General features: G+C 71.5%; 14 protein-coding genes. 4 read left to right on the plus strand and 10 right to left on the minus strand.

Annotated features, from left to right (window positions below; translation table 11 throughout):
* Positions 1-290 precede the first annotated feature (290 nt).
* The 4 genes from ACFXBC_RS05035 to ACFXBC_RS05050 form a co-directional block, all read right to left on the minus strand.
* Positions 291-677 (minus strand): hypothetical protein, encoded by a 387-nt coding sequence (locus ACFXBC_RS05035; RefSeq protein ID WP_385018798.1) that lies wholly within the window; start codon positions 675-677, stop codon positions 291-293.
* A gap of 96 nt (positions 678-773) precedes the next feature.
* Positions 774-1,985 carry a pyridoxal phosphate-dependent aminotransferase gene (locus ACFXBC_RS05040; RefSeq protein WP_385018800.1) on the minus strand — a complete coding sequence of 404 codons (1,212 nt, stop codon included), beginning with the start codon at positions 1,983-1,985 and terminating at the stop codon, positions 774-776.
* 97 nt (positions 1,986-2,082) lie between these two features.
* Positions 2,083-3,687 (minus strand): amidohydrolase family protein, encoded by a 1,605-nt coding sequence (locus tag ACFXBC_RS05045; RefSeq protein ID WP_385018802.1) that lies wholly within the window; start codon positions 3,685-3,687, stop codon positions 2,083-2,085.
* 60 nt (positions 3,688-3,747) lie between these two features.
* A complete protein-coding gene (locus tag ACFXBC_RS05050; RefSeq protein ID WP_385018804.1) occupies positions 3,748-5,043 on the minus strand; it encodes an amino acid deaminase in 1,296 nt (431 codons plus the stop codon).
* 134 nt (positions 5,044-5,177) lie between these two features.
* On the opposite strand from ACFXBC_RS05050, the gene ACFXBC_RS05055 reads away from it, so the two are divergent.
* From ACFXBC_RS05055 to ACFXBC_RS05070, 4 genes are all read left to right on the plus strand, one after another.
* On the plus strand, positions 5,178-6,329 hold the full coding sequence (locus ACFXBC_RS05055; protein ID WP_385018806.1) for a sugar kinase: 1,152 nt from the start codon (positions 5,178-5,180) through the stop codon (positions 6,327-6,329).
* On the plus strand, positions 6,326-7,120 hold the full coding sequence (locus ACFXBC_RS05060) for an IclR family transcriptional regulator (protein WP_385018808.1): 795 nt from the start codon (positions 6,326-6,328) through the stop codon (positions 7,118-7,120). The genes ACFXBC_RS05055 and ACFXBC_RS05060 overlap by 4 nt, the downstream gene beginning before the upstream one ends.
* Complete coding sequence (locus ACFXBC_RS05065; RefSeq protein ID WP_385018810.1) at positions 7,117-7,527, plus strand: RidA family protein; 411 nt, start codon at positions 7,117-7,119, stop codon at positions 7,525-7,527. The genes ACFXBC_RS05060 and ACFXBC_RS05065 overlap by 4 nt, the downstream gene beginning before the upstream one ends.
* A gap of 171 nt (positions 7,528-7,698) precedes the next feature.
* Positions 7,699-9,168 (plus strand): GntP family permease, encoded by a 1,470-nt coding sequence (locus ACFXBC_RS05070; RefSeq protein WP_385018812.1) that lies wholly within the window; start codon positions 7,699-7,701, stop codon positions 9,166-9,168.
* 126 nt (positions 9,169-9,294) lie between these two features.
* On the opposite strand, the gene ACFXBC_RS05075 is transcribed toward ACFXBC_RS05070, so the two are convergent.
* From ACFXBC_RS05075 to ACFXBC_RS05100, 6 genes are all read right to left on the minus strand, one after another.
* Positions 9,295-9,654: a hypothetical protein gene (locus ACFXBC_RS05075; protein WP_385018814.1), complete on the minus strand. Its 360-nt coding sequence runs from the start codon at positions 9,652-9,654 to the stop codon at positions 9,295-9,297.
* A gap of 62 nt (positions 9,655-9,716) precedes the next feature.
* A complete protein-coding gene (locus ACFXBC_RS05080; RefSeq protein ID WP_385018816.1) occupies positions 9,717-10,073 on the minus strand; it encodes a hypothetical protein in 357 nt (118 codons plus the stop codon).
* A gap of 232 nt (positions 10,074-10,305) precedes the next feature.
* Entirely contained in the window at positions 10,306-10,713 is a 408-nt protein-coding gene (locus ACFXBC_RS05085) for an SgcJ/EcaC family oxidoreductase (RefSeq protein ID WP_385018818.1), read from the minus strand.
* Between the two features lie 128 nt (positions 10,714-10,841).
* Positions 10,842-11,321 carry a MarR family winged helix-turn-helix transcriptional regulator gene (locus ACFXBC_RS05090; RefSeq protein ID WP_385018820.1) on the minus strand — a complete coding sequence of 160 codons (480 nt, stop codon included), beginning with the start codon at positions 11,319-11,321 and terminating at the stop codon, positions 10,842-10,844.
* A 116-nt stretch (positions 11,322-11,437) separates the two neighbouring features.
* Positions 11,438-12,043 carry a response regulator gene (locus tag ACFXBC_RS05095; RefSeq protein ID WP_385018822.1) on the minus strand — a complete coding sequence of 202 codons (606 nt, stop codon included), beginning with the start codon at positions 12,041-12,043 and terminating at the stop codon, positions 11,438-11,440.
* Positions 12,040-13,248 (minus strand): sensor histidine kinase, encoded by a 1,209-nt coding sequence (locus ACFXBC_RS05100; RefSeq protein WP_385018824.1) that lies wholly within the window; start codon positions 13,246-13,248, stop codon positions 12,040-12,042. The genes ACFXBC_RS05095 and ACFXBC_RS05100 overlap by 4 nt, the downstream gene beginning before the upstream one ends.
* Positions 13,249-13,306: the final 58 nt, after the last annotated feature.

Here is a 13,306-nt window from a genome sequence, read left to right on the forward strand (position 1 = left end):
GACTCGGGGGCGCGCCCCGCACGCGGGACCTCATCGGCCCGTGCGACCGGCCCCGCCGGTGTGGGCGCCCCCCACCCCCCGCCCCCCCCCCCCCCCCCCCGCTCGCGGGGGTGCGCCACCCCCCGCGAGCGCGCCCCCCCCCCCGACAAATTAGCTCTGCCCCGGGGGCCCGGGTTTTTCGTAGGTGCGGTGTGCCGGTGTGCGCTGTGGGCGGTGCGCGGTAGGTGATGCGCGGGGAGGTTGGGTGGCGCCCGGTCCGCGCGCCTCCGCGGCCCGCGAACCGGGGCCGGTCAGTGGGCGCCGGCGAGTGGCCGGGCCGCCAGGTGGGCGTCCATCCGCTCCGCGGAGAGGATCGCCGCCGCGGTGTCCGCGCGTGAGGCCGCCACCAGCAGGGCGCGGCCCGCCAGATGGTGGGCGCGTGCGTGCAGGGCGGCGGGGGAGGCGTTGCTGAGGCCCGCGTGCCGGGTCGGCGGGGTGCCGCGCAACCTGGCCACCTGCTCGGCGATACGGTCCCCCTCGGCCGTCAGGCCCAGCTCGTCCGTCACCGCGAGGAGCGCGGCCAGATGACCGGCGAGCTGGAGGTCCAGCTCCTCGTCACGGCTGCGGTGGGGGTAACCGGTGGCTGCGGACTCCTCGGCCACCGTGTGGACCGACTTGGTGCGGATCGGTTCGTACATGGGATGGCCTCCTCCTCGCGGGCAGGACTCCATCCTAGCGTCCTATATTAGATTCTGTCTAAAGTTGAGCCGAGTCGTGAACCGTGCCGGCTCGCGTCATCGCTGCGCGTAGCCGTCCAGGAAGCTCCCGATCCGGGTCACCGCGTCCTCCAGCTCCTTCGCCGGGGGCAGCGTCACGATCCGGAAGTGGTCGGGCTCCGGCCAGTTGAACCCGGTGCCGTGCACCACCATGATCTTCTCGGCGCGCAGCAGATCGAGGACCATCTGCCGGTCGTCCTTCACCTTGTAGACCTTCGGGTCCAGGCGCGGGAAGAGATACAGCGCGCCCTTGGGCTTCACACAGGTCACCCCGGGGATCTGCGTCAGCAGCTCGTACGCGGTGTCGCGCTGCTCCAGGATGCGGCCGCCCGGCAGCACCAGGTCCTGGATCGACTGCCGCCCGCCGAGCGCCGTGGCCACCGCGTGCTGCGAGGGCATGTTGGCGCAGAGCCGCATGTTCGCCAGGATCGTCAGGCCCTCGATGTACGAGGAGGCGTGCCCCTTCGGTCCGCACACCGCCATCCAGCCGGAGCGGAACCCGGCCACCCGGTAGTTCTTGGAGAGGCCGTTGAAGGTCAGGACCATCAGATCGGGGGCGATGGCCGCCGTGGGGGTGTGGGTGGCGCCGTCGTAGAGGATCCGGTCGTAGATCTCGTCCGAGCAGATGGTCAGGGAGTGGCGGCGGGCGATGTCCGCGATGCCGCGCAGCAGCTCGTCGTCGTAGACCGCGCCCGTCGGGTTGTTCGGGTTGATGATCACGATCGCCTTGGTGCGGTCGGTGACCTTCCGCTCGATGTCGGCGAGGTCCGGCATCCAGTCGGCCTGCTCGTCGCAGCGGTAGTGCACGGCCGTGCCGCCCGCCAGGGAGACCGAGGCCGTCCACAGCGGATAGTCCGGGGCCGGTACGAGCACCTCGTCGCCGTCGTCGAGCAGCGCCTGCATCGACATCTGGATCAGCTCGGACACCCCGTTGCCGAGGTAGATGTCCTCGACGCCCAGCTCGATGCCCTTGGTCTGGTAGTGCTGCATCACGGCCCGGCGCGCGGACAGCAGCCCCTTGGCGTCGCCGTAGCCGTGCGCGCCGCCGAGGTTGCGGAGCATGTCCTCCAGGATTTCCGGCGGGCACTCGAAACCGAAGGCGGCCGGGTTGCCGGTGTTGAGCTTGAGGATGCGGTGACCTGCTGCCTCCAGCCGCATTGCCTCGTCGAGAACCGGGCCCCGGATCTCGTAACAGACGTTGGCGAGCTTCGTTGACTGGATCACCTGCATGTCCGCAACCCTACGGTGACATAACGGCGACGGCCTGGTGTTTTCGCCCACAGGGGGGGAGGGCGGGCCCCGGCGGGTCTGCGCCGGGGCCCGGCCCTCAGGCCCTGGCGGGTGTGCGCCGGACCGAGCGGCCCGCGAGCACGTCGGTGCGCCTGCCGTCCTCGATGACCGGGCGGCCGTCGATCAGCACATGCGGGATACCGGTCGGCAGGGTGCGCGGGGCCTCGAACGTGGAGCCCGCCGCGACCGTCTCCGGATCGAAGAGGACCAGATCGGCGCGGTACCCCTCGCGGACCAGGCCCCGGTCCGCCAGCCGCAGCCGGGCCGCCGGGCGCGAGGTGAGATGCGCCACGCACTCCTCCAGGGACAGCACGCCCAGCTCCCGTACGTACCGGCCGAGGTACTCGGGGAAGGTGCCGTACGCCCGGGGGTGCGGCTTGTCGCCCTGGAGGATTCCGTCGCTGCCGCCGGTGTGCACCCGGTGGCGCATGATCTGCCGGACGTTCTCCTCGTGGCCGACGTGCTGGAGGATCGTCGAGCCGAGCCGGTCCTCGATCAGCAGCCGCCGCGCCGTCACCCACGGCTCCTCGCCGCGCTCGCGCGCACTGGCCGCGACGGACCGCCCGACATGGTCGCGCAGCGCCGGGTCGGACACCCCGGAGATCTCGATGGCGTCCCACTCGATGGGCACTCCGTGACATCCGTCGGCGCCCTCGACCTCCATGACCTGGCGGATCTTCCGGGACGTCTCCTCGTCCCGCAGCCGCCCCAGGATCGCGTCGGGGCCGCCCTCGCTCGCCCAGCTGGGGAGCATGGCGACGAGCGTCGTACAGCCAGGGGTGTACGGGTAGGTGTCGAGGGAGATGTCGGCGCCGCCGTCCAGCGCCTCGTCGAGGAGGGCGAGCAGTTCGGGCGCCTTCCCCTTGTTCACACCGAAGTTCATGGTGGCGTGGGCGAGGTGGAGCGCGCAGCCGGCGGCCCGGGTGAGGCCGACCATCTCCTGGTACGCCCGGAGCGCGCCGGCGCCGTAACTGCGGTGGTGGGGGCAGTAGTAGCCGCCGTAGGAGGCCACCACCCGGCACAGCTCGGTGAGTTCGGCGTCGTCCGCGTACATGCCCGGGGTGTAGGTGAGCCCCGACGACATCCCGACGGCGCCCTGCTCCATGCCCTCGGCCACCAGCTGCTTCATCCGCTCGGTCTCGGCCGGGGTGGTGGGCCGGTCGTCCCAGCCCATCGCGTACATCCGCAGGGTTCCCTGCGGGATCAGATACGCGGCGTTGACCGCGATGCCCCGGTCGAGCCGGTCCAGATAGCCGCCGACGGTGTGCCAGTCGAAGTCGATGTCCGAACCGTCGCCGTTCCACCCGGTGATGGCCCGGCGGACCTCGGCGCGGGTGCGGTCGTCGACCGGTGCGTACGAGAGCCCGTCCTGGCCGAGCACCTCAAGCGTCACCCCCTGCGCGGCCTTCGCCTCGTGGCCGGGGTCGCGCAGCAGCGCCAGGTCCGAGTGGGCGTGCATGTCGATGAAGCCGGGCGACAGGGCGAGCCCGTGCGCCTCGATGACCCTTGCCGCACCCGGCCGCGGGCCGGACCCCTCACGGACGATGGAGGTGATGCGCCCGCTGTCGACGGCGACGTCGGCGCGGTACGGGGCACCGCCGGTTCCGTCCACGACCCGGACGTCGCGGATGACGAGATCCATGGTTCCTGCTCCCTTGCCCTGTGTTGCTGTGCTGTGCCGCCGGTCCCCCTTCCGGTCCGCTCAGAAGTACGTACGGATGTAGTCCGTCACCGTGCCGTCCGCCTCGACGAGCGGGATCAGCTGCCACTTGTCGAAGGAGGTGCAGGGGTGCGAGAGCCCGAGGCCGACCCAGTCGCCGACGTCGAGACGGGCCTCGTCGGCGGTACGCAGCCAGCCGTGCTGGTCGGAGAGGCCGGTGAGCGTGATGCCGGTGGCGGGGCGTACCTCGCCGGTGCGCGCGTCGCGTACGGCCTGCGCCTGCGGCAGGTCGAGGTCGTACGCCGCGTCCCGCTTGCCCGCGTTGACGAACGCCTGCTCACCGGTGGGGCGTGAGACGACCTGCGCCCAGAGCCGGAAGGCCGGCTGGAGCGCGCCCTCGGACGGCACCCGGTTGAAGGGCGTCAGATGCTTGTAGTGGCCGTCGTCGTGGGAGACATAGGCGCCGGAGCGCAGCAGCTTCAGTACGGGGGCGGAGAGCGCGGGCACCTCGGCGAAGACGTCGGCCACCGCGTCGAACCAGGCGCTGCCGCCTGCGCTCAGCACGATCTCGTCCAGGCCCGCGAAGCGGCCGGCCCGGTCGAAGTCGGCGGCCAGCGCGACCAGTCGGCGCAGCCAGGCACGTACCTTTTCGCCGTCGGCCTCGGGCACCTCGCCCTCGTAACCGGCGACGCCGACCAGCCGCAGCGTGTCCGTGGCGGACACCGCGTCGGCGACCGCCGCGCACTGGGCCTCGGTCCGCACGCCGGTGCGCGCGCCGTCGCCCGCGCCCAGTTCGACGACCACGTCGAGCGGGCGGGCGGCGCCGCGGAGCGCCTCGTCCATCAGCTCGACACCGCGTACGGAGTCGACGTAGCAGATGAAGCGGAAGCCGGGGTCGGCGGCGAGTTCGGCGGCGATCCAGCGCAGCGCCGGGGCGTCCACGATCTCGTTGGCGACGAAGATCCGCTGCACCCCGAAGGCGCGGGCGACCCGGACCTGGTGCGGTACGGCGAGGGTGATGCCCCAGGCGCCGTGCTCGGTCTGCCGGTCGAAGAGCTGGGGGGCCATCGACGTCTTGCCGTGCGGGGCGAAGGCGAGACCGTGCTGGGTGGAGTAGGTCTCCATGAGGGCGAGGTTGTGCTCGACCGACTCGGCCGAGAGCGCGAGCACGGGGGTGGTGAACCCGTCGGTGAAGAGGTTCCGGCGCTCGGCCGCCAGGGCGGCGAGGGTCAGCCCCGTGGCGTCGGGCGGCAGCCCCTTGAAGCGGTGGTCGACCACTTCAGCGCCGATGGTCTCGCGTGCGTCCGCCGCGTCCGCCGTACCTGCCGCGCCCGCCATGGAACCTCCCAGAGAGTGTGCGTTGCATCATGTGCAACGCTCATTGCGCATATCGCTCACCGCTGTCTAACATCCGAGCCATCGCCGGGTCAACGGAGCCCCCGGCCGCCCAGCCCCGAGGAGCGAGAGCGATCGTGACCGCGCAGCACCCCCCAGCGCCCGCCGTGGACGTCGTCTGTCTCGGCGAGTCCATGGTCACGTTCCTGCCCTCACGGCCCGGCCGCCTCGCCGACGTGCCCTCCTTCGAACGGGGCATCGGCGGCGCCGAGTCCAATGTGGCGTGCGCGCTGGCTGCCGCCGGGCACTCCGCGCGCTGGATCAGCCGGGTCGGCGCCGACGGCTTCGGCGACCACCTGACCGGGGCCGTCGCCGCGTACGGGGTCGACACCTCGGCCGTCCAGCGCGATCCGGGCCGGCCCACGGGTATCTACTTCCGTACCGCCGACGACCGCGACGGCGACGACCACGAAGTCGTCTACTACCGGGCCGGATCCGCCGCCAGCGCGATGGCGCCCGGCGTGCTGGACGGCGCGGCGCTCCGGTCCGGGCGGGTGCTCCACCTCTCCGGGATCACCGCCGCGCTCTCGCCCGGCTGTCTCGCCCTGATGCGGGAACTCACCGCGCCCGCCCCGGGCCGTCCGCTGGTCTCCTTCGACGTCAACTTCCGGCCGGGGCTGTGGCGTGACGCGGACGGGGCGGGGCCGCGTGTGCTGCTCGACCTGGCGCGCGGAGCGGACCTGGTATTCGTCGGCGAGGACGAGGCGGCGGCCGCCTGGGGTGTGCGCGGCGCGTCCGCGATCCGGGCCGAACTGCCGGAGCCGGGGGTGCTGGTCGTGAAGCGGGGGGCGGCGGGGGCCACCGTCTTCGCGCGGACGCAGGACGCCCCGGCGGGCTCCTCGGCGGACGACACCGTCACCATCGTGCCCGCGCTGCGGGTCGATGTCGTGGCGCCGGTCGGCGCCGGTGACGCCTTCGCGGCCGGGTTCCTCTCCGGCACGCTGCGCGGCCTCCCGGTCCGGGACCGCGTACGGCACGGCCATCTGATGGCCGCGGCCGCCCTCACCGTCCACGGCGATCTGGCCGACCCGCCCTCCCGCGAGCAGGCCGACCGCCTCGCGGCTCTCGACGACACCGCCTGGGGGACACTTCGGATCGGGCCCGGCTGGACCGGGACCGCGTCCGGGGGGACTCCGCCTCGTACGACGGGAGCCGACGCGACCCGCGCCGACGGGGACGCCGACGGGCACACCGACCGGGACGCCGACGAGGAGGTACGTACGCCATGAGCCAGACCGTAGACCGCGCGCTCTCCATCCTGCCGCTGCTCGCCCGGGGCCCCGCCGACCTCGGCCAGGTCTCGGAGAGCCTCGGCGTCCACAAGTCGACCGCGCTGCGGCTGCTCCGTACCCTCCACGAGCACGGCCTCGTATACCGCCAGCAGGACCAGCGCTACCGCCTCGGCACCCGGCTCTTCGCGCTCGCCCAGGAAGCCGTGGAGAACCTCGACGTACGGGAGATCGCCCACCCCCATCTGGCCCGGCTCAACGAGGAGTGCGGGCACACCGTGCACCTCGCGGTGTACGAGGAGAACGAGGTCCTCTACATCGACAAGGTCGAGAGCCGCTACCCGGTCCGGATGTACTCGCGGATCGGCCGGCCCGTCGCGATCACCGTGGCGGCCGTCGCCAAACTGCTGCTCGCCGACCTCCCCGAGCCGGAGCGGCGCGCCGTCGCCGAACGGCTCGACTACCCCACCTACACGGCCCGTTCGACCCCGAACGCCGGCGCCTTCCTCAAGGAGCTGGCCACGGTGGGCGAACAGGGCTGGGCCACCGACCTCGGTGGCCACGAGGAGTCCATCAACTGCGTCGCAGCCCCCATCCGGGGCGTGGACGGCCGGGTCGTCGCCGCTATGTCGATGTCGGCGCCCAATGTGGTCGTGACCGCAGAGGAACTCCTCACTCTGCTCCCGCTGGTGCGCCGCACGGCCGACGCCATCAGCGGCGAGTACGCGGGCACGGCACCGCAGCCGAAGTCCGTCCCCCCGCACCACCCCCCGAAGGAAGCAAGGGCATGACCGAGAAGACCGCTCTCACCCCCGCCACCCACACCACGCCGCCCGCGAAGTTCTCGCACGGCGTCCGCAAGGGCAACATCCTCCAGGTCGCCGGCCAGGTCGGCTTCCTGCCGGCCGTCGAGGGCCAGGCGCCCACCCCGGCGGGCCCGTCCCTGCGCGAGCAGACCCTCCAGACCTTCGCCAACGTCAAGGCGATCCTGGAGGAGGGCGGCGCGACCTGGGACGACGTGATGATGATGCGCGTCTACCTCACGGACGTCGCGCACTTCGCCGAGCTGAACGAGATCTACAACGCGTACTTCGAGGAGCAGGGTCTGACCCAGCCCGCCGCGGCCCGTACGACCGTCTACGTCGGTCTGCCGCCCGGCCTGCTCATCGAGATCGACGCGCTCGCCGTACTCGGCTGACACCGCCCCACCCCGACCCGGCACGGCGCCCCTTCCCCCCTCCGGGGCGCCGTGCCGCGCTCCACCCTGCCCTGCCGCACCCTGTCGTACCCCGGCTCGCTGACACGGGCGCCCCCGCTTCTTGCCCGCACCCCCTCCCTGAAGTCCCCGAGGAAACAACGGAGTTCCCCCATGTACTTCGCCGCTGAGACCCCCGCAGCGCCACCCCACACCGGGGGGCTGCTCGCCATCGTCGGAGGCACCACCGGTCTGCTGACCGTCGCCGTCCTGGGCATCGCGCTCCTGCTCTTCCTGATCATCAAGGTCAGGCTGCAGCCGTTCGTCGCGCTGCTCGGTGTCTCCATAGCCGTCGGCCTCGGTGCCGGACTCTCCGTCACCGAACTCTTCGGCACGGTCCAGAAGTCGTCGTCCGTCTCGATGATCGAGTCGGGCATGGGCGGCATCCTCGGGCATATCGCGATCATCATCGGGCTCGGCACGATGCTCGGCTCGATCCTTGAGGTCTCGGGCGGCGCCGAGGTGCTGAGCTCCCGGCTGCTGAACCTCTTCGGCGAGAAGCGCGCCCCGCTCGCGATGGGGCTCACCGGGCTCATCTTCGGTATCCCGGTCTTCTTCGACGTCGGCATCTTCGTCCTCGCGCCGATCGTCTACGCCGCCGCCAAGCGGTCCGGCAAGTCCATCATCCTGTACGCGATGCCGCTGCTGGCGGGTCTGTCGATGACCCACGCGTTCCTGCCGCCGCACCCGGGACCTGTCGCCGCCGCCGCGCTCTTCCATGTCTCACTGGGCTGGATCATCGTGATCGGCGCCGCCTGTGGCATCCCCGCCGTGCTGGCCGCCTGGGTGTACGCGGCGTGGATCGGCAAGCGGCTCTTCGTCCCCGTACCGCAGGACATGGTCGAGGCCGCCGATGAGGCGAAGGCGGCGGTCGTCGCCGAGCAGCGGGCGCAGGGCGTCGAGGCGCAGGAGAAGCCGGTCCCGCTCGGCACGGTCCTCGCGATCATCGGCACCCCGCTGATCCTGATCCTGCTGGCGACGTTCTCCTCGATCGCGCTCGACCCCTCGACGCTCCGCTCGGTCCTGGAGTTCTTCGGTCACCCCTTCGTCGCCCTGACGATCGCGCTCTTCCTCTCGTACTACCTCCTCGGCATCCGCCGCGGCTGGTCGCGCAAGTCCCTGGAGGCGGTCTCGACCGCCTCGCTGAAGCCGGTGGGCAACATCCTGCTGGTGGTCGGCGCGGGCGGTATCTTCGGCGCGGTCCTCAGCGGCAGCGGCATCGCGGACGCGCTGGCCAAGACCTTCAATGACGTGGGCCTGCCGGTCATCGTGCTGGCCTATCTGATCTCGCTGGTGCTGCGGGTGGCCCAGGGCAGCGCGACGGTGGCGATCGTGACCACGGCGGGCATCGTCCTGCCCCTGGTCGACGGCCAGCACCTCTCGCAGCCCCACCTCGCCCTGGTCATCATGGCCATCTCGGCCGGCTCGATCTTCGCCTCGCACGTCAACGACGGCGGTTTCTGGATGGTCGCCAAGTACTTCGGCATCTCGGAACGCGACACACTGAAGTCCTGGACGGTCCTGGAGTCGGTCCTGTCGCTTGCGGGCTTCGTGGTCGCGGCGCTGCTCAGTCTGGTGATCTAGGCCGGTCCCCGGATGATGCGGGCCCGTCCCCGGACATCCGGGCGCCCCGGAAGCGATGCCGCTTCCGGGGCCCATCGGTGCCGGTGGGCCTGGTGTGGACGCTGCCGCCAGAAGTGACAGCAACTCTCAGCAGGACACCCAGACGTTGGTGGCGACGTTGGTGGGGTCCAGCCCGCGGTCGGTCCAGGCGACAACGCGATCCCACTTGTTGTTCCGGTAGTAGACGACGAAGGTGTTGCCGTGGGCGATCGCGTGCCCGTAGTAGTCATTGACTTCGTGGAAACCGCAGCCGATCACGTTCCAGATCGCGCCGCCAGGCCCCGAGCGTCCGCCCGACAGGGTGATGCACGCCCGTCCGTAGTCGCATTGATTGGACCAGTATCCTCCGCCGTCGGCTGCGGCCGGGCTCCCTGCGAGGACCACGGTGGCCCCCACGGCGGTGGCCAGGGTGGTGAACCAGGCGGTCATTCGGCTGATCGATCGCATGTCGGATCCCCCTTTTCCTGTTGTGGCCTGCGGTGCGAGGCCGGTCGGCGCTCCGCAGTGGATCAACACAGCACGTAGAGCTCGGTGATGACGTTGTTGGGGTCCAACTGGCGTCCGCTCCAGGCGGCAACGGTGTCCGACGTGTTGTCCCTGTAGTAGACGATGAAGGTGTTGCCGCTCGCGATGCCGCCGTCGTAGTAGTCGTTGATGCCGTGTGAGCCGCAGCCGTTCACGTTCCAGTACGAATTCGGAAGATGGCGCATCCCCGAAAGGTGGATGCACGCGTGCCCGTAATCACACCCGGTGTCCCAGTATCCTCCGCCGTCGGCGGCGGCCGGGCTTCCTGCGAGGACCACGGTGGCCCCCACGGCGGTGGCCAGGGTGGTGAACCAGGTGGTGAGTCGGCTGATCGATCGCATCTCGTATCCCCCGTCGTTCCGTCTTTTCCGTCTCCCCGTCTTCCGCACGACTGTGCCGAGCGGATGCCCTCGGGTGGCATGAGGGGCGCTCCCGCTTCTTGCGGCCCGTGGTCAGCGGGCCGGTCTTGCGCAGGGCGGTTCACTGCGGATTCTGCCGGATACCGCTGGGCCTGTGGGCCGGAACCCCGAAATCCCAACGCTCCGTGGAAAGCGGCCTGTTGCCGGGGTGCGGTCAGGAGCGGTAGGCGCGCTTCGACCGGCGGCTCATCTTCGTGTTCTGGAAGGCCACGCACTCCCAGCGCCCCTCGTGGCGGCGGAGCGTGAAGGTCTGGAGCTTGTCGAAGCCGATCCGGCTGCCCTTGCCGACGCCGCCGACGGTGGTCACCACCGCGGTGGACTCGTCCGGCATCCGTACGTCGATCGGCTTGACCGTCATGCGGGTGCCCTTCTGCCACCGGGCGAACACCTCGCGGTGTGTCTGCTCGATGGCGGTGCGCCCGAGCATGACGTCCCCCATGAAGATCACATACGACGCGTCCTGCGCGAACTGTGCTGCGTAGCCGCTCGCGTCCCCCGCGTCCCAGGCGTCCCGGATCCGTGCGAGGAATGCCTCGACCGTGTCCTGGTTCGTGACTGTCATGGTCGTCTCCTGTGGTCGGCTGCCTCGTGGCAGCGCTCGATCAGTTCTCACTGAAATTATTCCAACCGAAACGATTTGCGCAAGCCCGTGCCGGTCACGGGATCGAGCATGCGGGCCGGGAGGGCCGGTCACCAGGCCCGGACGGGCCGCCCTTCGGGCTCCACGGCGACGTTGGCGTAGACGATGCCGAGCAAACGGCGCAGCTCGGCCCGGTCGTCGGCCGTCAGCCCCGCGGTCAGCTGCCTCTCCGATGCGCCCGCGAGCCGGATCAGCTTCTCCAGTTCCACCCGGCCCTCCTCCCGCAGGCGGACCAGCTTCACCCGGGCATCGGCCGGCGACTCGCGCCGCTCCACCAGGCCCCTCTCGATCAGCAGCACGAGCAGCCCGACCAGACGGCTGGCCGGAATGCCCAGCGCGGAGGCGAGTTGCTGCTGTGTGTGCTCCTCGCCGTCACGCAGCCCGCGCAGCACGGCGAAGTGCCGCGGGAGCAGATCCTCCGCGGCCAGGGCGGACTCGAAGGCGAGAGCCGCGGCGTTGCCCGCCGAGGCGATGACGAAGCCGAGGGGCTCGTCCGCCCCTGCGCTTCGCGTGGCAGGTCCTTTTCTCACCCGGAAAACGTAGCAGCCGACCGTTCCCACCGAAACGGTCCTGCCCGGCCCCGCCCCCGGGCCCCTGCTCCCGGACGCGCCCCCGCTCTCGGCCCCGCCCCGGCCCCCGCTCCCGTTCACAGCCAGCCGTTGGTCTCCGCGAGCCGGGCCGCCTCGGCGCGGGTGCGGGCCTGTGTCTTGCCGATCGCCGACGACAGATGGTTGCGCACGGTGCCCTGGGACAGCCGGAGCGCCCTGGCGATGTCGGCCACGGTGCCGCCGTCGGCCGCGGCGCGCAGCACGTCCGCCTCGCGCCCGGTCAGCGGGCTCGCACCGGCGGCCAGCGCTTCGGCGGCGAGGCCCGGATCCACGAAACGCAGACCGGCGTGGACGCGGCGGATCGCGTCGACCAGCTGCTCGGGCGGGGAGTCCTTCACGACGTACCCGGAGGCGCCCGCGGACATCGCCCGCGCGAGGTAGCCGGGCCGGCTGAAGGTCGTGCAGATGATGGTGCGGCAGCCGGGCAGCGCCTGCTGGAGATCGGCGGCGACGCTCAGGCCGTCCCGGCCGGGCATCTGTACGTCGAGCAGCGCGATGTCGGGCGCGGTCCGCTCCGCGGCGGCCAGTACCTCGGTTCCGACGCCGATCTCGGCGACCACGTCGATGTCGGGTTCGAGCCGGAGCACCGATGCGAGGGCGCCCCGTACGAGCGCCTGGTCGTCGGCGAGCAGAATGCGGATCATGTCGGCCCGGCTTCCTGGGACGGTGTAAGGCGGGCCGCCGGGGCCGGTCCGCGGGCGATGACCCGGAACCCGCCGCCGGGCGCAGGCTCGTGTTCGAGGCTGCCCGATACGGCGGCCAGCCGTTCGGTGAGGCCGGTGAGCCCGTTCCCGGGGCTCGCCGTGCCGGTGAAACTGCCGTTGTCGGTGACCTCGACCCAGTCGGGCCCGATGCGGACGGTGCACAGTTCGGCGTCGGAGTGCCGCAGCACATTGGTGACCGCCTCCCGCACGACGTAGCCGAACACCTCGCGCAGTTCGGTGCGTACGGCGTCGGTCGCCGCGGGCAGCTCCGCCCGTACACCGGCGGCGTGCAGAGCCATGCGGGCGCCGGCCAGTTCGCTGTCCAGCGACAGGGTGCGGTAGTCCGAGATGGTGGCCCGTACGTCGGAGAGCGCCGTGCGCGCCATGGTCTCCAACTCGGTGACCTGGGCGACGGCGAGGGCCACGTCTCCGGAGGACTCCAGGATGCGCCGGGTCAGCCCCAGTTTGACGGTCATCGTGGAGAGGCTGTGGCCGAGGACGTCGTGCATGTCCCGGGCGACCCGCTCCCGTTCCTGGTTCACGGCCAGCCTCCTCACCTGCTCACGGGCGGCCCGCAGATGACCGATCGTGAAGTTGAGCGCGAAGACGGTGCCGAGTACCGCGGTCACACCGACGAGGATGGCCACCTGCGCCCAGGCCACCTCTCCCCGGGCGAGACGCATCCAGACGATCTGCCCCACCACCGTCACGAGGCCGAGCAGCAGCGCACGGCGCAGCGGCAGCAGCATGAGGCCGATCGAGAGGGCATAGGTCAGATCGGTCAGGTAGCCCGGCGACGCGAGCAGCACGGCCGGTGCCGCCCCGAGCACGAACAGCGCGGCCACCATGGCGACCCGCCCCCGGCGCAGCGCCACCGGCCCGTACCAGGGCGCCAGGACGCAGCCGATGCCGTAACAGGCGACCAGGGCGATCGCGAGCGAGGTGAGCAGGGGCGGTCCGGTGCCGTGCGCGATGTCCAGGGCCCGTGCGATCAGGGTGAGGGAGGCCAGCGCCGTGGCCGAGGCCACCGCCACGCGGCTACGGCCGTATCCCCTGGGGCTCCCCGGCTGGTCCTTCCAGAAACTCCAGTCCGGCCACTGGCCCGCGGAGAACTCGTCCGGATCGCGTGCACTCACGTCGGTCATGCTACGTCCGGCTGCCGCAGGGGCACGCAGGCGGCGGTCCGGGGAGTGGTGCAGGCAC

Origin of the sequence: Streptomyces sp. NPDC059398 (assembly GCF_042751845.1) — a bacterium.
Taxonomy (GTDB): Bacteria; Actinomycetota; Actinomycetes; order Streptomycetales; family Streptomycetaceae; genus Streptomyces.

Excerpts from the sequence above, each read along its gene's own strand:
- ACFXBC_RS05035 (WP_385018798.1), bottom strand. The coding sequence starts at position 677 with ATGTACGAACCGATCCGCACCAAGTCGGTCCACACGGTGGCCGAGGAG.
- ACFXBC_RS05040 (WP_385018800.1), bottom strand. The coding sequence starts at position 1,985 with ATGCAGGTGATCCAGTCAACGAAGCTCGCCAACGTCTGTTACGAGATC.
- ACFXBC_RS05045 (WP_385018802.1), bottom strand. The coding sequence starts at position 3,687 with ATGGATCTCGTCATCCGCGACGTCCGGGTCGTGGACGGAACCGGCGGT.
- ACFXBC_RS05050 (WP_385018804.1), bottom strand. The coding sequence starts at position 5,043 with ATGGCGGGCGCGGCAGGTACGGCGGACGCGGCGGACGCACGCGAGACC.
- ACFXBC_RS05060 (WP_385018808.1), top strand. The coding sequence starts at position 6,326 with ATGAGCCAGACCGTAGACCGCGCGCTCTCCATCCTGCCGCTGCTCGCC.
- ACFXBC_RS05065 (WP_385018810.1), top strand. The coding sequence starts at position 7,117 with ATGACCGAGAAGACCGCTCTCACCCCCGCCACCCACACCACGCCGCCC.
- ACFXBC_RS05070 (WP_385018812.1), top strand. The coding sequence starts at position 7,699 with ATGTACTTCGCCGCTGAGACCCCCGCAGCGCCACCCCACACCGGGGGG.
- ACFXBC_RS05075 (WP_385018814.1), bottom strand. The coding sequence starts at position 9,654 with ATGCGATCGATCAGCCGAATGACCGCCTGGTTCACCACCCTGGCCACC.
- ACFXBC_RS05080 (WP_385018816.1), bottom strand. The coding sequence starts at position 10,073 with ATGCGATCGATCAGCCGACTCACCACCTGGTTCACCACCCTGGCCACC.
- ACFXBC_RS05085 (WP_385018818.1), bottom strand. The coding sequence starts at position 10,713 with ATGACAGTCACGAACCAGGACACGGTCGAGGCATTCCTCGCACGGATC.
- ACFXBC_RS05095 (WP_385018822.1), bottom strand. The coding sequence starts at position 12,043 with ATGATCCGCATTCTGCTCGCCGACGACCAGGCGCTCGTACGGGGCGCC.
- ACFXBC_RS05100 (WP_385018824.1), bottom strand. The coding sequence starts at position 13,248 with ATGACCGACGTGAGTGCACGCGATCCGGACGAGTTCTCCGCGGGCCAG.